The sequence below is a fragment of the Novipirellula herctigrandis genome, assembly GCA_007859835.1.
Lineage (GTDB): Bacteria > Planctomycetota > Planctomycetia > Pirellulales > Pirellulaceae > Novipirellula_A > Novipirellula_A herctigrandis.
Genome location: SJPJ01000001.1, coordinates 7,728,366 through 7,745,640 on the forward strand (window position 1 = coordinate 7,728,366; position 17,275 = coordinate 7,745,640).

General features: G+C 53.9%; 15 protein-coding genes. 4 read left to right on the forward strand and 11 right to left on the reverse strand.

Features of this window, described 5'->3' with window-relative positions; translation table 11 throughout:
- The first annotated feature begins 287 nt into the window (after positions 1 to 287).
- Positions 288 to 473 carry a hypothetical protein gene (locus CA13_RS28065; protein ID WP_146402341.1) on the forward strand — a complete coding sequence of 62 codons (186 nt, stop codon included), beginning with the start codon at positions 288 to 290 and terminating at the stop codon, positions 471 to 473.
- A 359-nt stretch (positions 474 to 832) separates the two neighbouring features.
- On the opposite strand, the gene CA13_RS28070 is transcribed toward CA13_RS28065, so the two are convergent.
- The 10 genes from CA13_RS28070 to CA13_RS28120 all read right to left on the reverse strand — a co-directional run bounded on the left by CA13_RS28070 (position 833) and on the right by CA13_RS28120 (position 12,657).
- Positions 833 to 1,105 carry an integrase core domain-containing protein gene (locus CA13_RS28070; protein ID WP_146402342.1) on the reverse strand — a complete coding sequence of 91 codons (273 nt, stop codon included), beginning with the start codon at positions 1,103 to 1,105 and terminating at the stop codon, positions 833 to 835.
- An 81-nt stretch (positions 1,106 to 1,186) separates the two neighbouring features.
- A complete protein-coding gene (gene dinB, locus CA13_RS28075) occupies positions 1,187 to 2,392 on the reverse strand; it encodes a DNA polymerase IV (protein ID WP_419194929.1) in 1,206 nt (401 codons plus the stop codon).
- 13 nt (positions 2,393 to 2,405) lie between these two features.
- Complete coding sequence (locus CA13_RS28080; RefSeq protein WP_146402344.1) at positions 2,406 to 3,329, reverse strand: integrase core domain-containing protein; 924 nt, start codon at positions 3,327 to 3,329, stop codon at positions 2,406 to 2,408.
- Between the two features lie 1,329 nt (positions 3,330 to 4,658).
- Positions 4,659 to 5,087, reverse strand: coding sequence for a carboxypeptidase regulatory-like domain-containing protein (locus tag CA13_RS28090; RefSeq protein ID WP_419194930.1), 429 nt, complete (start codon positions 5,085 to 5,087; stop codon positions 4,659 to 4,661).
- On the reverse strand, positions 5,084 to 6,109 hold the full coding sequence (locus tag CA13_RS28095) for a DUF1559 domain-containing protein (RefSeq protein WP_146402346.1): 1,026 nt from the start codon (positions 6,107 to 6,109) through the stop codon (positions 5,084 to 5,086). The genes CA13_RS28090 and CA13_RS28095 overlap by 4 nt, the downstream gene beginning before the upstream one ends.
- Positions 6,110 to 6,185: 76 nt before the next feature.
- On the reverse strand, positions 6,186 to 7,805 hold the full coding sequence (locus CA13_RS28100) for a permease (protein ID WP_146402347.1): 1,620 nt from the start codon (positions 7,803 to 7,805) through the stop codon (positions 6,186 to 6,188).
- On the reverse strand, positions 7,802 to 8,284 hold the full coding sequence (locus CA13_RS28105) for a hypothetical protein (RefSeq protein WP_419194931.1): 483 nt from the start codon (positions 8,282 to 8,284) through the stop codon (positions 7,802 to 7,804). The genes CA13_RS28100 and CA13_RS28105 overlap by 4 nt, the downstream gene beginning before the upstream one ends.
- Entirely contained in the window at positions 8,281 to 9,231 is a 951-nt protein-coding gene (locus CA13_RS28110; RefSeq protein ID WP_146402349.1) for an AAA family ATPase, read from the reverse strand. Before CA13_RS28110 ends, CA13_RS28105 begins: the two co-directional genes overlap by 4 nt.
- A complete protein-coding gene (locus CA13_RS28115; RefSeq protein WP_419194932.1) occupies positions 9,231 to 11,198 on the reverse strand; it encodes a transglutaminase-like domain-containing protein in 1,968 nt (655 codons plus the stop codon). The genes CA13_RS28110 and CA13_RS28115 overlap by 1 nt, the downstream gene beginning before the upstream one ends.
- Before the next feature lie 238 nt (positions 11,199 to 11,436).
- Complete coding sequence (locus tag CA13_RS28120) at positions 11,437 to 12,657, reverse strand: DUF58 domain-containing protein (protein WP_419194933.1); 1,221 nt, start codon at positions 12,655 to 12,657, stop codon at positions 11,437 to 11,439.
- A 1,119-nt stretch (positions 12,658 to 13,776) separates the two neighbouring features.
- Between CA13_RS28120 and CA13_RS28130 the strand changes: the two genes are divergently transcribed.
- From CA13_RS28130 to CA13_RS28140, 3 genes are all read left to right on the forward strand, one after another.
- Entirely contained in the window at positions 13,777 to 14,199 is a 423-nt protein-coding gene (locus CA13_RS28130; protein WP_146402354.1) for a DUF2946 family protein, read from the forward strand.
- A 453-nt stretch (positions 14,200 to 14,652) separates the two neighbouring features.
- Positions 14,653 to 14,883: an A24 family peptidase gene (locus tag CA13_RS28135; RefSeq protein ID WP_419194934.1), complete on the forward strand. Its 231-nt coding sequence runs from the start codon at positions 14,653 to 14,655 to the stop codon at positions 14,881 to 14,883.
- A gap of 25 nt (positions 14,884 to 14,908) precedes the next feature.
- The gene (locus CA13_RS28140) at positions 14,909 to 15,373 is read left to right on the forward strand and encodes a hypothetical protein (protein WP_146402355.1); all 465 of its coding nucleotides are present in this window, start codon (positions 14,909 to 14,911) and stop codon (positions 15,371 to 15,373) included.
- Positions 15,374 to 15,742: 369 nt separating this feature from the next.
- On the opposite strand, the gene CA13_RS28145 is transcribed toward CA13_RS28140, so the two are convergent.
- Entirely contained in the window at positions 15,743 to 16,834 is a 1,092-nt protein-coding gene (locus tag CA13_RS28145) for an integrase core domain-containing protein (RefSeq protein WP_146402357.1), read from the reverse strand.
- Positions 16,835 to 17,275 lie beyond the last annotated feature (441 nt).

Consider the following 17,275-nt stretch of genomic DNA (forward strand, 5'->3'; position numbering starts at 1 on the left):
TTCGGCGCATCGGTCCACTTTCATTAGTCGTCGTTCCATTCGATTCTTCGCGTGTTTGTGCCGCTCAACTCACGTCGGTTGACTTTGATAATCACGATTCGGCGCAGAGGAATCGGAAGTTGCGCCTGCCTACGCGCAATCCATATAGGCGACATCGATAACCGACAAAGCACAACACTTCGTCGTCTGATGTAAACCGTGGGTCTGCCGCGCTGACCCACGCTTTAACACTGCGTTTGGTTGAGGTAAGTCTGAGTGGAATTTCGTTTCTCTCCAGGACCCTCGCTATGAAATCAGAACATGACGAACTGACGCCCGAAGAACGCCGAGAGCGGATCGCCACGATTCTTGGCAACGCACGCGTGCGCCTTCAGCGACGTGCTGCTTTAGGCGGAAGCGATGATGACATGGAAAACGAGTCGAGCAAAGGCGTCGCCGCTCAACGCAAGAAAGCCGGTGCGGGAAGAAAATGAGCTGAGCTTGGGCTAGGCGGCTCTCCGTGAATAGTTCTTCAGCAATCCACCGAGTCGTTCTTTGCAGCGTATTTCGCTCAACCGCATTGCGTCGACGGGAGTGGCAGTTGTTTTCGTTGTCTCTCCCTTTTTTATGACCTCATTACTCAGACCCCGTGGGGTCAAAAAAGTCGATCGAGCATTTAGGTCGGTGAAATCAGAGGTGGGTTTGTCATCTAAGGTCGAATTCTGGATCGAGATCGAGCCCAGATTCAGCGGTGCCGTTGAAAAACCGGGTTGAGACGGCGGCACCGCGCAGCAGATATCACATCGATTGTCTTGAGACCGAAGTGGCGCGGAGCGAATGAAGGCCGGAAGAGTTAAGCAGCTCGGCGATACGATCGAAGCAAGCCACCAAGGCGTTTGGTCGTTTCGATTTCAGCATCCATATCAGGCGGACGATTCATCGTCACGATCAGTTCGTTGTTTAGACCCTGATGATTCCGTTCGGTGTGATAGTGATCAAGAAAGCTTCGAACAGCCTTTCGAGTCGGGTTCTCGGCAAAGAGAATCCGTTTGTAAAGGCACTCGGATTTCAACGATCCGAAAAATTTTTCCAGGTGTGCGTTCAAGTTTGGGCTTCGCGCCGGCAAAGGTTGATACGATCGCCGTTTGGGATGATTTCTAACGAAAGATGGTCAGCACTACCTTGAAAGCACTGAGTGAATACGTAATCAAGCTTTGCGATCTTCCGCTCGCGATTGAAGACGCGAGTTTCCTTTGCTTAACGATGTGCTTCCGAACTTGTCCCGCACTGCATCGGCAACTGAATCCAACTTTCGCTGCTTTGCGTGTTCCTGTCTTTCCTGATCATCTTCGTCGAAGAGTGACTGCTGCACCAAGCGACTGTCACTTCCGTCGCCGAAATTGCTGACTCCGACGCCGACTAAACGTAGGTGCAAATGACCTGCTGAGATGGCGTTGTCGAGCAACTCCTTCCCTGCCTGCCATACTTCGGCCGTCACGTCGGTGGGATTGGGCAGTGTCCTGGAACGGGTGATAATCCGAAAGTTGGCCAAGCGGATCTTCAAGTGGACCGTTCTTGCTTGCTTCTTCTGACGTCGCAATCGTCGCATGACCTGTTCGGTCAACTCTGACAGCCTAGCCCGTAAGACATCCTTGTCGACGATGTCCGTGGCAAATGTCGTTTCGTGCGAGATCGACTTCGCTTCACGGTCTGGCACAACGGCTCGATCATCAATTCCGCGAGACAACTTCCAGAAGTGCTCGCCCTGACTACCAAAGTTTTGCCTGAGTGTTTCAACCGGGAGCCCGCGAAGTTGTTCGATCGTGTGAATGCCAAGTTGATCCAATCTGCCGCCAGTCACTTTCCCGACTCCCCACAGTCGTCCCACCGGCAATGGATCGAGGAACGATTGGATCTCATCGGGCCGCACGACAACCAATCCATCAGGCTTTTGTAAATCGCTGGCGATCTTCGCTAGAAACTTGTTCGGAGCAACGCCGACTGATGCGACCAATGATGTTTGTTGCTTGATTTCCTGTTTGATACGGATTGCGATTTGTTCCGCCTTGCCAAACAGTGATTGACAACCGGTAACATCCAGAAACGCTTCATCAAGCGAGAGCGGTTCAACGAGCGGCGTGTAACGGAAAAAGATGTCGTGCATTTGGCGAGAAACCTCGGCGTAGTAGCTCATTCGAACTGGCAAGACAATGAGCCCCGGACAAAGCCGCAATGCGGTCGCCGTGGGAATAGCGCTATGGATGCCAAATTTCCGGGCGGCGTAGTTTGCCGCAGCCACTACGCCGCGTCCCTCAGGAGTACCGCCAACCACGACCGGACGCCCGACGAATTCAGGCCGCTCGCGCTCTTCAACGGATGCGTAAAAAGCATCCATATCAACGTGTAGGATCATTATTTATTGGTGACTATGTGATGGCCGTTGCGCCAGGGCCAATCGTCGATGCCGCTTGCGAATACGATTTTATGTGCCCGCCCAGCCGTTCAGTGCAGACGACATCGTTCTTGTGGAATTCGACCGTAGCCGGGGGATCACCACTGCGCTGGGGAGGAAGGTGATCGCGGGCACTGTGACAATGTTCGGTATTGTACCAGATGGGCGTTTGTTTCAATAAGTGATCGAGGTGCGCGTTGGTCACGATGCAGAACGCATTGAGCACTTCGTGTTTAATCGTCTGGATCAGGCGTTCGACGTGAGCCTGCAAGTTCGGTGAGCGAATAGGCGTTTTTTTGATCTTGCAATCTGCTGATGTGAAAACGCCATCAAACGATTCGGTGTATTTCTTGTCGCGGTCACGCATCATGTGCGTGCATTCCAGACCCTCATCTTCCATCCACATGCTGAAGTTCCGAGCTTGCTGGACGGTCCAATCGCCGGTGGGATTCTCAGTGCATGGGGAGAGCCAAATCCGCCGTGATCCCAGGTGAATAAACACGATGAAGTAAAGATCAACCAACCCCTTGATCGTCCACTTCTTCTTGCACGCGAAATCGCACTGCCAAAGCGTTTCTGCGTGACGCTTCAGGAACTTGTGCCAAGTGTCTGGATGGTCGCCAGGAGTCGTTGGAAAACCAGCTTCGACGATCCCGTTCTTCACTGTTTGGCGAGAAATGTGAACGCCCATCCGCCGCAGTTCTTGCAGTATCTTTGTGTAGCCAAAACCCGTCTCTTTGCGATTTCGGATGATCGTGTCACGGATGTCCTCAGGCGTCTTTGGCCGGCCGGGTTTTCGATTCGACTTCTTCACCTTTTGCTTCTTGGTCGCCGTGAGTGCTCCTTCTTCTTGCCTTCGGACCCAGCGTCGAAACGTCGAATAGGAAGCAATCGACATGATTTTTTAAGGCACCACCATGCTTCTTCCGTGCCTAACAAGGATCTGTTGCTCGCGATTGTCGAGCGCAATCCGATCAGGTAACTTGGCACGAAGAATCTGGTTTTCAGCTTTCAGGAAACGGATCTGCTGGGCAAGTTCGCGGGCGCGTAAGCGATGCAAGGAGTGTCAAAAGTGGATGGATGAACTTGGCCATGGATCGCTGAAAGACCTCGCGTTTTACTGAATAATCGAGGTGGCAACCTTTTTGTACCCCGCTCAAAACGAGAGGGTATAGGAGTACGGGGGCTATGGAATCCAAATTCGGTGGAACGAAGTTCAACACGCCAACCGGCTGCACCATCAATCGATTTGATTGATACAGTTTTCGTGGCGCGGCATTGGTGATGACGGAATTGAGTGGCGGACGGCCTGAGCGTTTGAGTCGCCAACGGGCGATGCAAAGCAGTCGAGTCCTATCCGGCGAGAGCCGTTGAGAGGTACTCAAGTACGCGCTTTGCTGTTAACCAGAGTGTCGATTCTGACAAAGTTGTGACATTTCTGGTTTGGGTTAACAGCGAGAGTATTTTCAAGAGTACTCTGTTTCGAGGAGAGTCTTATCAGGGGTTCCGAGTGCAACCCTTCGCATCAGCGAAAAGCCCGTAAATCACGCTGTTTTGGAAAGTACGCGCGCGAACTCTCTGAAGAAAGTTCGAGGAGAGTCTCATACGGGGAGCGGAATATTTCCAAAGCAAAGACTCAAAAAAATCTATTTGCTGAAATCAAAAACTGGGTGGCCCTTTCTTGTTTCCAGAAACCCGGGTGGCCTTTTCTTGCTCTTCTTTCCTTGTTTTGGAAAACTTGGGTGGCTCTTTCTTGCTTCTTTCTTGCTTTTCTTGGCTCCTATCTTGAGTCGCATTGGGCTCGACACTCATGGTTGGTGCGACATTGTGAAGAAGTTTGGTCGCGTCTTTAAGCGAGCGGCAGGAACGCCCGAGAGCCTTGCTCGCGAGGCAGTCCGGTGTGGTCAAGGCTGGCTGTGTGCTCCCGAGAACCCACTCGGACTATCTTCGGTGTAGCGGATTCTGTTCCGCACGCTAGAACCTGCAACTGATTTTGCGATTGACGTTGTGTGCTGCGCGGTCGGTGCTGTAAAGATGCATGTGCGCTCGCAGGAAGGGAGGGTTACCCACTCCGATCGCGTCCAAAGGGGGAGCATGTCCGAAGCAAATACTCCGGAAAAGCTCTTTGCTTAAAGAAAATGGGTGCCCTTTGTTTGGGTGGCCCTTTCTTGCTTTGTTTTTTTCTTGCCTTGAGACGACGGTGACAAGTGAAATAACAACTACGGACTCAAAAATGATTCGTTTCCAACGTGACTCGAATGGGAGAATCGGACTGCTGCGGAGTCGTGACTCGCAGGCCACTGGTGTAGTAGTCGGCGTAGCGGCGTGGGACGGTTCTACCGTGCTCATGTGCTTCGGCAGCGAGGTCCTCGGTCAGGACAATTTGCACTACAACGACCTCGTATTCTCCCGGTGGGCAAACGATCTCGCCGTCTTGGTCGGTTAACGCAAAGCTGCCATCGGCGGCGATCCGGCTGGCGTAGCGGGAACCGTCGGCAAGCGATCGAAATTCAACGCTGCCTGATTGCACCGAAGTCCCGTCGTCGAAAAGAACGATGCCTTTGTGGCTGCCGCTGGGCTTGGCACAACCACTGACGAGAACGGCGAGCAAAGTGACGAGTCCGAGCATGGCTGTGCGACGGTGACGACCGTTCAATTCTCTAGCTCCACGACGCGTGCATCGCGCCGATTGGCGAGCGATCCCAATATCTTGGTGTCGGTATCAGGACTGAAAAGTCGAACGCTGCCATCAACCATCGCAAAGTGAACACCGGCGGGATGCCAACTTCCAAACGAAAACATGTCAGCCAGCACGTCGCTGGGGCCGTTTGCTAATCGAAGCCCCGGGCCAGCCAAGCGGCAAGACGCGGGCAAGTGATCGCCATCGTAGGCCGGGGAATCTTCGGGGAACTGTTCCAGTCCATTGAGCGGCACAAATTTCTCGCCGAACAAGAACGTGCTGGAGGTTCCATCACTGACCGATGCCATGCGAATCCGATCCGATGGCGCAATCGCTTTTCCCGCTATGCACTTTGGTCGGACGCTGATGATGACGCCAGTACCGTTGCCGCCGTAATAGAAATCGGTCGGATCGCCAGTTGCACCGGGTGTGAGGTCACCATGGTTGCCAGCATAGTCGCTCAGAGCGCCTTCGACATCGAGTGTCACATCAACTGGACGTGGCGGAATCGGGCACCCACAAGGCAGGCGACCACCGCCGCCGGTGACCGTTGTACGCAAGTTACGAGTGCCGACGGGACGCGTGCCACTTCGCCGCGACGGGCAAAGAAAGATGTCAGGTACTACCGTACGAACCGCTTCGGGATGCTGGTGCCAAGGCTTTGAAAAGTCCCATTGATCGCCGAGGGAAACCTGCTCGATGTACGGCATGACGCGAGCCAACCATGTAGGTGTTTCCAATCCACATTGGTTGACCGGATCGGCGTCGGGACGCGATTCATATCGGGCTGGCGGGAAGTAGCCAACCGCGTCATGGTGCAGGTGCGTCGCGAGCGCAAGTTGCCGGATACGATTCTTGCAATCGGTGCTGCGAGCGGCTTCGCGTGCCGATTGAACGGCAGGCAAAAGCAATGCGATCAATATGCCAATGATCCCGATGACCACCAACAGCTCGATCAACGTGAAGCCACGCGAATAACGTCTTTTTATAACTATCATTAAACGGATTATCCGCGTAAAAGTGCAATCAACCCGGTCCGACCGCGAGCTATTCTAATTGCTGTAAAGCCCCGAGTCACTCTGCCGGACGAAATGAGCGTACCCAACGGGAATTCGTAGACAGAATATTCCGCACAACCTGCTTCGTTTCGTCCGGTTCAAACGGATCGTGCTCGAGTTCATGTTCCAGGTTTTCCAACTTTTTCCGGATCAGATAGCCTTGCATTCGCTGATACGGACGAACCTGGCCAGTGCGGATAAACGTGCCGACCTCCAAACGCCGGCTCCAGTCTTCCCAGACCGGCAGCCAGAACAATGCATGATCGACCTGCCCGCTATTAGCCGCTGATAAACACTCCGCTCGAGCCATACTGACCTCTTCGAGGCATTCGTCTGGCGAAGGGTAATAAGCATAGCACGCGACGACACTCAATGCGACCAAGCCTGCCAACATCGTAGCACCGATCACTCCCGGCGGAACGACGACGTCCAAGCCACGACGCGGCTTTGCATCTTCGGTCTGCAGCGATGACGCGAACGAGACTGCTTTGGCGTTCTTAATCAGCGAAATCTCGTTAATCTTCATCAATCGAAACAACAAACCCGCTGCCGCGACGATTGCCAACACAATCAGCGACGCGATGACGCTGATGTCCATTTCTTTGACGACCGTATCACGAACCGTTTGCAGACTCAGCGAGTGATAGTTCGACAATGGGTTCGCATAGATGTCAAACGCATGCGTATGCCCAGCGGGTTCGACGCCCGGCGGAACGAGTGGCTTATTGACCGCGTAAGACAAACACAACACGATGGCAAGCAACGATGTCAGCCACAACGATGCCGCTTTCCACCCGTAGTGACGTCCGAACCAAAGTGGTGTGGCAAAGTTCATCCCGGCGCCAAGGATCAACAGCGTAAAAGAAGCACCGGGGGAATTGGCGTGCTGAAACATCATGCCCATCTGACTCATCGCCAACATCGGAGTGGCATAGACCGGCACCGCGACAAACAGCATCTTGAGGGGTGCCCAAATGTCGTCGCGTTCGACTTCATGTTGCATCGCACCATAGGGCAACACGGCGGCGAGTACGGCCAAACCCGACAACGCGACGAGCATGATCAGCATCGTCGTTCCCGTGGTTTCGCGAGCGAAGTGGACGATGGTTGCGAAGACGCGGCGAAGTCCGATCAGGTGGTCCGGCGTGGGATAGGCTTCCAGCCTGTCATCTGCATCAACATCTGCATCGCTCTCTGGAAGCCTACGCCAATTTGAAAACGCATCCCAAAACAGGCCGAGCACCGTCACCACCACCAACGAGCCTAACGCGAAAAGGATGATTACCAGCGGTCGGCTGAGCGTCAGTCCGTACAGCAACGACAGCGGATTGAACAACGGAGCCGACAAAGCGAACGCCGACATGGCACCGGGTTTTACCTTCGCGCGTCGCATCTCGCACAGAATCGGCAACACACCGATCGAGCATACCGGCAACAACATGCCGACCAACCACGATTGTGGCAGCGAACGCAACGTATCGCCACCAAACAACCGCCGCGTGCCCGCACTACCTAAGTAGTAGCGAAGGATCGACGCGATCAGCAAGCCGACCAGCAACGTCGGCGCGGAAGCGGCGAACCCTTGCAGAACACGAATCAGCCCACCAAGCAACATCACAGAAACCGATTGACTCATGGTGACGTCACCTTCAGGTTGGCCAGTTGTTCAGGGATTTTGGGCGCCGCATCAACAATCAGTTGGCACAATGCTTCGATCTGCGATCGGTCATCGCTGCTCAGCCCGTCCTTCGCCGCACGAAGGTCCGTCATCAACGATTCCGAAGCTTTGTACAGCGGCAACCAGTCTGCTTCCGAGAGGTTGGTGTCGGCGGCCACTTCCGCCGTCCAACTGACAAGGTCTTTGATTTCAGCAAGCGACTGGGGGTTTGCATCGGAATCCGACAACCGTTCACGAAGCTTCACCGCAACGTCCGCAAGATCGCTTGGCCAATGCGCGGCGACCGCGTGATCGTCTTCAAACAGCGACGTTTTCGGCGTTGCGCCTTGACCACCGCAACCAACGAGAACGATCAGGAAAAGTAAAATCGGCATCCAGCCTGTGATTGCACCACTCACACAGGCAAGCAACCTAGGGAACACTGAGACTCGCATCATTGGTACTCCGGTGCTGGTACGCTGTCCAACAATCGATCCATTACACCATCAACATCATCCGTCGTCGTCAGCAAACGAACCGACAAAACTGGCCGAGCCACATGCGCGACATCGCTAGGCGTCACGAAATCGCGGCCTTGCAGCAACGCCCATGCTTGAGCAATCCGCTGCCATAGCAACATTCCTCGCGGACTCACACCTAACTGGATTGCCGAGTCATTGCGTGTTGCTTCTACCAAATCAACCAAATACTCTCGCACTCGCGAGTGCACCGTAATCGTTCGCACCATGTTCTGAATTCTCGCGAGCTCATCAAGCGATAGCACACTCTCCGACGCATCGTTTGGCAATTCCTCACGAGTCGCTGCCGCCAAGATGCCGAGCTGTGACGTGCGGTCGGGATAGCCGATTTCCAACTTGATGGTAAATCGATCCAACTGAGCTTCGGGCAACGGGTACGCACCGTGCGAGTCGATGGGGTTTTGTGTCGCGATCACGAAGAATGTTTTCGACAAGGTGTACTGCACCGCGTCAATCGTGACCTGTCGTTCTGCCATCGCTTCCAGCAACGCACTTTGCGTTCGTGGCGTCGTGCGATTGAGTTCATCCGCCAACAGAATTTCAGAAAACACTGGCCCAGAATGGAACTCAAACTCGCGAGTTTTCTGGTTGAACAGATTGAACCCAGTTACGTCCGATGGCAGCAAGTCAGGCGTGCACTGCACACGCGCCAGTTTCCCGCCAACGCATGCTGCGATCGCTTTGGCTAACGTCGTCTTTCCTGTTCCTGGCAAATCATCCAGCAACAAATGCCCATGCGAAAGCAAACAAGCGATCACCAATTCGATCGCGTCTTTCTTTCCCAGCAGCACACCATTGAGGTGGCGGCGGAGTCCATCGAGCGACTGAGCGATTGTTGGCAACTCGACCGCATTTCCAGCAATCATCAAACGAGCACCTCTTCCTGGATCCGCCGTAACGTTTTGATCTTCAAATGCATCAACAATTCCTTCTCAAATTTGTTCTTGTAAAACGCTTCTTCTCGACCGGCAAACGCAGCTCGGTCAGCTACATCACAGAACCGACGCGCGGCTTCACGGACGTTCTCGTTCCCGGCCGTCAGCGATAACAGCCAATCGCGTTGCGGACATCCTGCGACACGAGGACATCCCGCAAGCAGGGCGCGGGTTTGCAGAACTTTCATTGCCAGCCTCATGCGTCGCCGCGGCCACAGCAACGCGCCGACGGGATACAGAACACTCAAGCCAAGTTCGATCCAAAGCAGGCGAGTCCTCAACAGCACTCCACCGAGCACAAGCAGACCAATCGCGTGAAGCCAATAGTTCGTGGCATAGCGTTTGGCGACCAACCAAGTCGAGGGCCTGTAGTTCGGTTGACGGTATTCAGGCGTCGGTTCGATCTCGAACCAACGACCATCATCGAGCCTGACTTCTACCCAAACGTGAACGTCTTCGGGCAAAACGTTGGTATGCCCGTCCGCGATATCGGCTGCCGACGGGCGAACATAAAACCCAGTGACCAAACGCGTCTTTAAACCAAGCTCGCGAACCATCATTGCCGCTGTGGTTGCGAATAAATGATCGCCGCCACGACGCGTTTCTAAAAACTCCGCAATCGGATCACTCGACACGGTTTGGACGCTGCGATCAAACGTGAATTCAGTACGAAGACGCGAGACAATTGCCTGCAATTTCTCGTATGTGTGATCGCACTGCGCGGTCCAGTCCGTCGCGACACTCGCCAAGAGTTTTGGCTGACCATGCTTCACTTTTTCACTTGCGGGACGGTGAAAAGGCAACTTATTCCACAATTCGTCCTCCATCACGTTCGCCGACGCCACATTCACCACCGTCAACGCTGGTACTTGGTCTCGTCCCGGCATGAAGTACGAGCCGTCGTCTTCGATGCCAACGAAGTCTTGTCGATCGACGTCCTTGATGTGTAATCCAGAGGTCATCATCGGAGTCGGCAGACGCGTTGAATCTAGACGCAGCACTTTCAACAGGTTGACGTCCGTCCTCGAAGCGGAAGGCTCACGTCCCGCCACCAATGTCGCTGGGTCAAAGAACCAAGCCGCACCGCCGATTTCCCGACGTGCCAATTTCTCGTTTCGTTGCGTTGAGCTGTTTGACCAATCGACACCATCAAATGTGTCATAGCGGTTCATCGCCAAACGAATACCCGTGGGTCCTGCCCACTGCACGACAGCGTTCTCGACCGAATCATTCAAATGCAAATGCTTCTTCGGCGGCATGCGCTCCGTCGAGAACGAGCTTCCACCCTTTTCGCTCTTGGCCGTTTGCTCGTGCGTCTTAATCAGCTTCTCGGGCGTCAGCCCTTGCCGTCGCTCCCACTTGTTCTTCTTGGGCTCGCCAATGGAATCGCTGAACATGTCGAACAGTGTGGACTCAGTCGATTCCAAAAATAGTTCGGACTCAACCGCACCAAACGATTCTGCGTGATCCTTCGCGGCGATCGCTGCATCACCCGTTCCCACACCACTGCGAGCCGCCGGGTCCGACCACTTTGAACCACCACTGGTTGGCATGAAACCCGAGGTGAATCGCTTGGTTTCACCAAAACGGTCGCGCACGATCAAGCCACTCATCATGCAAATGACGATTGCTACGACAACCGAAGCGGGACGAACCGCCGCGCCTCGACGGACTTGCTGCACGGCGCAGAGCTCAAGACGCTCCCAATGGTTTGCCACCAGATGCCACACACAAACCGCCATCCAAGCGATCGCTAACACCACGGCATAGCGATTATCGGAAATCGTGACCGCGAATAGCGTCAGGAATCCCGATACGACCAAAGACATCGCTCGCGTTCGGTTCGATCCGATGGTCATCGCCACCGCGGCTGCACCAAAAGTGGTGAGCACTGTCATTTCAAATGCGATCGGGGAACCAGTCGATCTTGCGATCAAGGCAAAGGTGATCGGCGACGCCACGCTTGCCATGCAAAGATAATGTCGTCGGAAAGGTCTTATCATTTCCGAGGCGAATAAAATCGAAATCGTGAGCATTTCAGCAACGAAAAGCAATCGAGATTCAAGAGGGTATCGCAAGCAACCTACCGTCGTGATTGCCAATATCGCCAACACGATTACTTCTCTAGATCTGCGTTCAAGCAGCCACGTCGACATCACGTACCTCCTTCCACAGGTTCGCCATCGCAGTGGCGAGGTGATCGCTGTGCCCAAGCAAGATCTCGCGAATCGCACCGCCTGCACGTCGACCACCGAGCGGATTGTTGATCTGAACCAGCACCTTACCACTGGATGAACCCGAGATCACCATTCTCACTCGCGCACTGCCAAGGCTGATCTGTTCGCAAGGTTCGCCATTGATCGGAATGCTGGCGAGTGCATCGAGCATCTGGCGCCGTGCTCGCGAGTCGAACCTGTACGCAAGCGAGCGATCCCCCAATCGAACTCTTGTAGCAATCCGCGATTGATGAAGCGAAGACAGAACGCTAGCGGCCACTCGAACACGGCGGGCAAGTGATTCACGACTTGCATGGCTGGTTGCTTCGTAACAATTCGTATCGACCAGCACTTCCAGTTCCACCGATTGCGGTCCACCACGCTCGGTCACAATCATGGAATCGGAGCGAGCGGAAGCAACCCAGTTCACATGCTTTGCAGAGTCGCCACGTCGAAACGCTCGCACGCCAACGAAGTCTCCACTGCGACCACCACGGCTGCCATCACCTTGGTCCGCGTTGGCTTTCCCGACGATCGGCATTACGCCCAACACGGGATAAATCTTTGGCCAAACCGTCAGCGGCTTGACGTCGCTTAATTCACGCCGCGCCGTCCAGATTCCGAATGGAAACGAACAGGTGACTTGCGGCTTGGTAACAGGATAATGGCCGCGAAGTGTTGGCGTCACATCAACGCAATAGTCAGCCGTGCAAAGAGGCGGGACGCATGCAAGACCGATCGCTGGTTTTGCTTCGTCGCTTGAATCGCGATCCAAAAATCCTTCAACGGCCAGTCCCCACACAGGAAGTGGGATGCGATTGCGCACGCTCAACACCATTCGGAACGGTGTGTCTTCGTGAACCGCATCGGTTTCTGAACGCAACCCACACCGCGTTACATGCACTGCGATCCACGGCCACGCCATACCGGTAACCATGATCGCCGAGAGCGAAGCGGCTAGCGTCCAACCGATCGGACTGAAGTACAAACCGATCATGACACTGACCGCGGTTGCCAATGCAAACCAACCGACAGGTTCTTTGAGCCAATAGACGAAACGATTTGCCCACGGACAAAAGTCGGTCGTCATCAATCGCGACAACCAGCTTTCGCGCGCAGACGCTGCATGGACAATCGCCATGAGAGCGCACCTTCGGTACGAGGGATTCAAGAGGTTGTGGCACAGGATTCCAACCTGTGAGCATCGCACTCACAGGCTGGAAGCCTATGCCACGCTGAAACAACGAACGTAGTTACGCGTTCGGTGGCCCTCGGACCGACAGTCCGCAAAGAAAGGTGTCATCAACGCTAACGCGATTTACGATGCAGCGGAAACGCTCCATCAACAGCGGTGTCCAGTGGATTGCCGTGTCAGTGATGACGACGGCGTTCCGCGACGCAAAAAAGCTTTGGCAGATGCTGCACTGATCTGAATTGTGCTGGTTGGTTGGCGCGTCCGATGACGAATCTTCCTGATCTGACTGTGTAGAATCACAGTGATCGTGGTGGCAGCAACAACGATGACCGGCTTGGTGGGAAACGGCTCTCTGATGGTCCGCTGAAGCACAACCGACGTGAACCCAACCAGCGACATTGCTAAACAGCAAAGCAGCCAAGGTAAGGTACGTCGTGAAGGTTCGGAACGAATTCAAAGGTCGGTTTCCAACGCTGATAAAGAATAGTCGCCGAAATGAATGTTTCATTTGCGGCAAATTTCAACGGTCCGACCAAGGATGTTGTGATTGTTACTGGATGCCTACGAACTGTCAATCGGAATGGTTCGTTTGTCAAATTCATCAAGTATTTTTGACGACACATTCGCCAAGTTGATGTTACCGAAAGACGTGACTTCCCGCTGGTTGTCGCAACGCCGATCGTCCAAAGTGAAACAGAACATTGTGGAACTGTATTTTTCGTATTGGCTCCGAACGTTTGGCCCGACTTTGCCGTTAGGAATGAACGAGCTTCTAACATCGGAGCAAGCTCAAACCAACACCGTCCTAGGGGAGGACCACTGAACTCGCAAGCCGCTTTGTCGGGCCCGGCAATGCGTTTCTGTCTGGATTCAGCGGACGCGGAAGATCGATTGCGTTTCGCCAAGTCATTGTAAGATGCCGGTCGGTCACCATGCGAACCGAACGATCTCTGGATTATTTTCCAGTCGCTTGACGAACCGAGTGTTTGCGGTCATCGTATTGATACGCAATTGTCTTTGGTCGGACCATTTTGCAACTCAAACTCTCTGAAACGAACATCGTTGATGACTTCGATGATACGGCCATTCCTATCGAGTATCTTGTGCTGTGTGATTGTCTTTGGGCATGCACCAGCATGGTTGCACGTGGCCATCTGCGATGGTCATTCCCACACGGAAGCCATTGTTTCCGGCGAGAAAACTGAGCCGACTTGTTCGCACTGCTGTCATCATCACCATGATGATGCATCGGCAATCGCCAAGGATCGTTTACGAAATGCCGGTGACGGCGGTTCACATCACGAGCATGATTCTGACAACTGTTTGATCTGTCAATCGCTTGCTAGTCCCTTCGGCGTAACTTGGCAATTGAGCCTGCCGCTCGTGACAGGTTTAGTTTCTCAGCCCGCTCTTTTGCCAGCCGACAGTGTGTTCGCGTCGGCTTCTCATTCGATCGCGCATCCTCGCGGTCCACCAGCCTTGGCTTAGGCTCTCGCTTCTCGATTTGAGATAGGTTTTCTGCCTGTCTTGCTTGATCGAGACGGCTGGATGCTATTTCCATCGTATCTCCACCACATTTGGGATGGGTTGTTGCGCAAATTTTGCGTGCATTTCTTCCTGATGGACTCACGACCTCATGCGTCCCACCGCGTGCGGTGCGATCAGTCAATGGTCCGACCAAACCCGATCGGTTGTGCTCGCGCGGTGGGGCTGCTTTTACATATCAAGGCTATCAGTGCGCCGCAAATCGCACGATAGCCAACAAAACATCGTGTGCGGTTTGTTCGTCGCCGCCGCACATGCCTGCATTGGTCATGCGGCACAATATTTCTCAGTAACTCGTTTTCTTGAAAGAAGACAAACATGCGTAAGATGCTTCGTAACAACAAGGGCAGTACCTGGTAGAGTATGATTTGATCATCGCCGGTGTGGCGTTGATTTGTGCCGCAGCCGTTTCGATTCGCGAGGCTCGGCGGCGGCGACGCGAAGTTGATCGCTTCGCTGAGAATGTTGTTGGGGCCGGTCGGTATATTGATTTTGTGTTTTGGAATGTCCGTCTTTGGTGGCGTACTCTCGCTGGTCGCGATGCTTCGCGGCCAACGCGACTACGCCTACGTGCCAGCCATTACGGCTGGTTTCGTTTGGTATGTCGGTGTCGTTTCTGTAGTTTGAATTTTCGCACAAAGGGATAAAGCAAATGTCTAAATTACTTATGTTCGCCGCGATGGGGTTCGTATCCGCACTCTCGTTGCCAACCGTCTTTGCCGACGATCACGCAGGGATGAAAAAGGAACACGAAACCGCACATGCCCAGCACGACAAGTGGGCGGCTGAGCATGCAAAGATGCGAGTCGAACATCTGCGAGCACTCGCCATGATTGCCAAGCTGCAAGCTCACATTTACGAGCATGAAGCCGAACTCGTCGAGCATGACGAAAAAATTCGTGCTCACGAAGACCATGCGATGCACCATGCCGAAGAGATCGCGGCACATGAGAAGGACGGCGATGCAAGCAACCATGAGCATTTGGAAAAGGAGCACGCCGCATTCAAAGCCGAACACGGGGCGATGGCCAAGAAGCATGATGAAGTAAAAGCTGGGCACGAAAAACTTCACGAGGTGCTGACCAAGTTGATGGAGTTGATGAAGAAGGTCAAATGAAACGAGTCCGTCTCCAATCCCGTGTGGTCAAAAAAGTCGAACGAGCATTTGGGTCGGTGAAATCTGAGGTGGGTTTGTCATCTAAGGTCGAATTCTAGATCGAGATCGAGCCCAGATTCAGCGGTGCCGTTGAAAAACCGGATTGAGACGGCGGCACCGCGCAGCAGCGCCCTGTGTAAAAAATGATTTCGCACAAAATGCGAGGCATGTGAACTGGATTGCTTCGGCGACTTGCGGCAGTCGATCGCTGTCGCGGATGCAGAACGTGTTATTGAATCGGGAAGTGGGCATCGATTGATTCGATGGGCGCAGATGCTGCTCGGGCCCCGCCTGTGGCGGCAGACCAAACGCTTTTCATCCACGAACAGATTATGCTGCTCTTCGCGAGTAGCTTTTCAGCATACCGCCAAGTCGTTCTTGACAGCGGATGTCGCTGATGCGAATGGAATCGACAGAACAGCCAGACTTCTTCCCCGTCTTAGAGAGTGGCTTCTGAATGAGCTCATTTTCCAGGCTCTGGTGCGGTCGTGCGCGATGATAATGTTCGCCGAATTCGGTGCAGAGCAAACTCACGTGTGCTTCGCCGAAGACAATGAAGCGGTCGAGACACTCTTGCTCAATTGTTTGGGCAAAACGCTCGACGAATGCGACCGTGTTGGGTGAACGAAGTGCGGTCCGCTGGGTCTTGATCTTCTGATCGGCGAAGACCGCCAGGAAAGGCTTGGAGTATTTGCCGTCGTTGTCGTGCATTAGAATCTTGCAGGAAAGTCTTTCCGATTTCGTGTGACGAATAAACGCTTCCGCTTGCTCCACCATCCATGCCTGGTCGGGTTTGTAGGTGGCCGGAGAAATGTAGACACGCCGCGTTTCGATGTTTAGAAACACGAGGACAAATACGTCAAGTAGGCCGGTTCGTGATACGATCTTCTTGGAGAATAAATCGCATTGCCACATGGTTTTTGCGTGGCGTTTGATGAACTCGTCCCACATGCCCGGAGCTCGCTTCGGGCCGGTCTCATAGACGTTGCGTTTCAAGATGTTCTTCACCGTGTTGCGGGTGACGGACTGGACGCCGAGTTTCTTCAGTTCACCGAGGATCCGGGTGTAGCCCCAGTCGGTGTCCTTAGCGAGTTTCACGATCAGCTTTTCGATTTGCTCGGCGGTACGGGGACGACCGCGCTTCGGCTGTTTCTTCTTGTTTCCGGACTGCTCTCGGATCCAGACACGTATCGTTGACGGATGCACGATCGTCGCTAATTCATTCAACGCGGATCCGAGATTCTTGGCGAACCGAATCAAGCGGTTCTTCTCGCGCTGAGTTAAGATGATTCTAGCCGGCAGCCGGCTTCTCAGAATCTGGTTCTCGGCTTTCAGGTAGCTCACCTGGCGGGCCATTTTCTTGTCGGTCGACTTGGTGATGACAAGCATCAGCAACGTGTCGATATTGCGAAAGCTGGTCATCGAGAAATTCGGAGAATTTTCAAACGAAACAAGGGACGGAGCGTACTTTTTGCACCCCGCAGCTGGGCTCCTCAGGGTAGTCAGCGGTCACTTCCGTTCAATCAATCTGCCGTCGGATCTCGCGCCGCGCTGTTTACTGGCAAGCAAGAAGTTCGAGCAGGGTTACACACGCCCACATTGCGATCGAGTGTGACGTTCGAACCAGAGATGTTTTGAGCATGCCAAAGTTCGAACCCGTCACACACGATCGGCAAGCGACCGAAACGGACTCGGAACTCGCAAACCCATGACATCTCTTCACTTAAGTGAGAGAGAATTTTTTCGAAGTGTTACGGTAAGGGTACGATAAGGGGCCTGCACAGGGAGCTCGTCGAAAAGTATCGAACTGATCGACACACCAATTAACGCCCGGAAGCGAGAACTCTCGCCCGGGCGTTTTTT

Bases quoted from the DNA above. Each gene is read 5' to 3' on its own strand.
- CA13_RS28065 (WP_146402341.1), top strand. From the start codon at position 288: ATGAAATCAGAACATGACGAACTGACGCCCGAAGAACGCCGAGAGCGG.
- dinB (WP_419194929.1), bottom strand. From the start codon at position 2,392: ATGATCCTACACGTTGATATGGATGCTTTTTACGCATCCGTTGAAGAG.
- CA13_RS28080 (WP_146402344.1), bottom strand. From the start codon at position 3,329: ATGTCGATTGCTTCCTATTCGACGTTTCGACGCTGGGTCCGAAGGCAA.
- CA13_RS28095 (WP_146402346.1), bottom strand. From the start codon at position 6,109: ATGATAGTTATAAAAAGACGTTATTCGCGTGGCTTCACGTTGATCGAG.
- CA13_RS28100 (WP_146402347.1), bottom strand. From the start codon at position 7,805: ATGAGTCAATCGGTTTCTGTGATGTTGCTTGGTGGGCTGATTCGTGTT.
- CA13_RS28105 (WP_419194931.1), bottom strand. From the start codon at position 8,284: ATGATGCGAGTCTCAGTGTTCCCTAGGTTGCTTGCCTGTGTGAGTGGT.
- CA13_RS28110 (WP_146402349.1), bottom strand. From the start codon at position 9,231: ATGATTGCTGGAAATGCGGTCGAGTTGCCAACAATCGCTCAGTCGCTC.
- CA13_RS28115 (WP_419194932.1), bottom strand. From the start codon at position 11,198: ATGACAGTGCTCACCACTTTTGGTGCAGCCGCGGTGGCGATGACCATC.
- CA13_RS28120 (WP_419194933.1), bottom strand. From the start codon at position 12,657: ATGGCGATTGTCCATGCAGCGTCTGCGCGCGAAAGCTGGTTGTCGCGA.
- CA13_RS28130 (WP_146402354.1), top strand. From the start codon at position 13,777: ATGACTTCGATGATACGGCCATTCCTATCGAGTATCTTGTGCTGTGTG.
- CA13_RS28140 (WP_146402355.1), top strand. From the start codon at position 14,909: ATGTCTAAATTACTTATGTTCGCCGCGATGGGGTTCGTATCCGCACTC.
- CA13_RS28145 (WP_146402357.1), bottom strand. From the start codon at position 16,834: ATGACCAGCTTTCGCAATATCGACACGTTGCTGATGCTTGTCATCACC.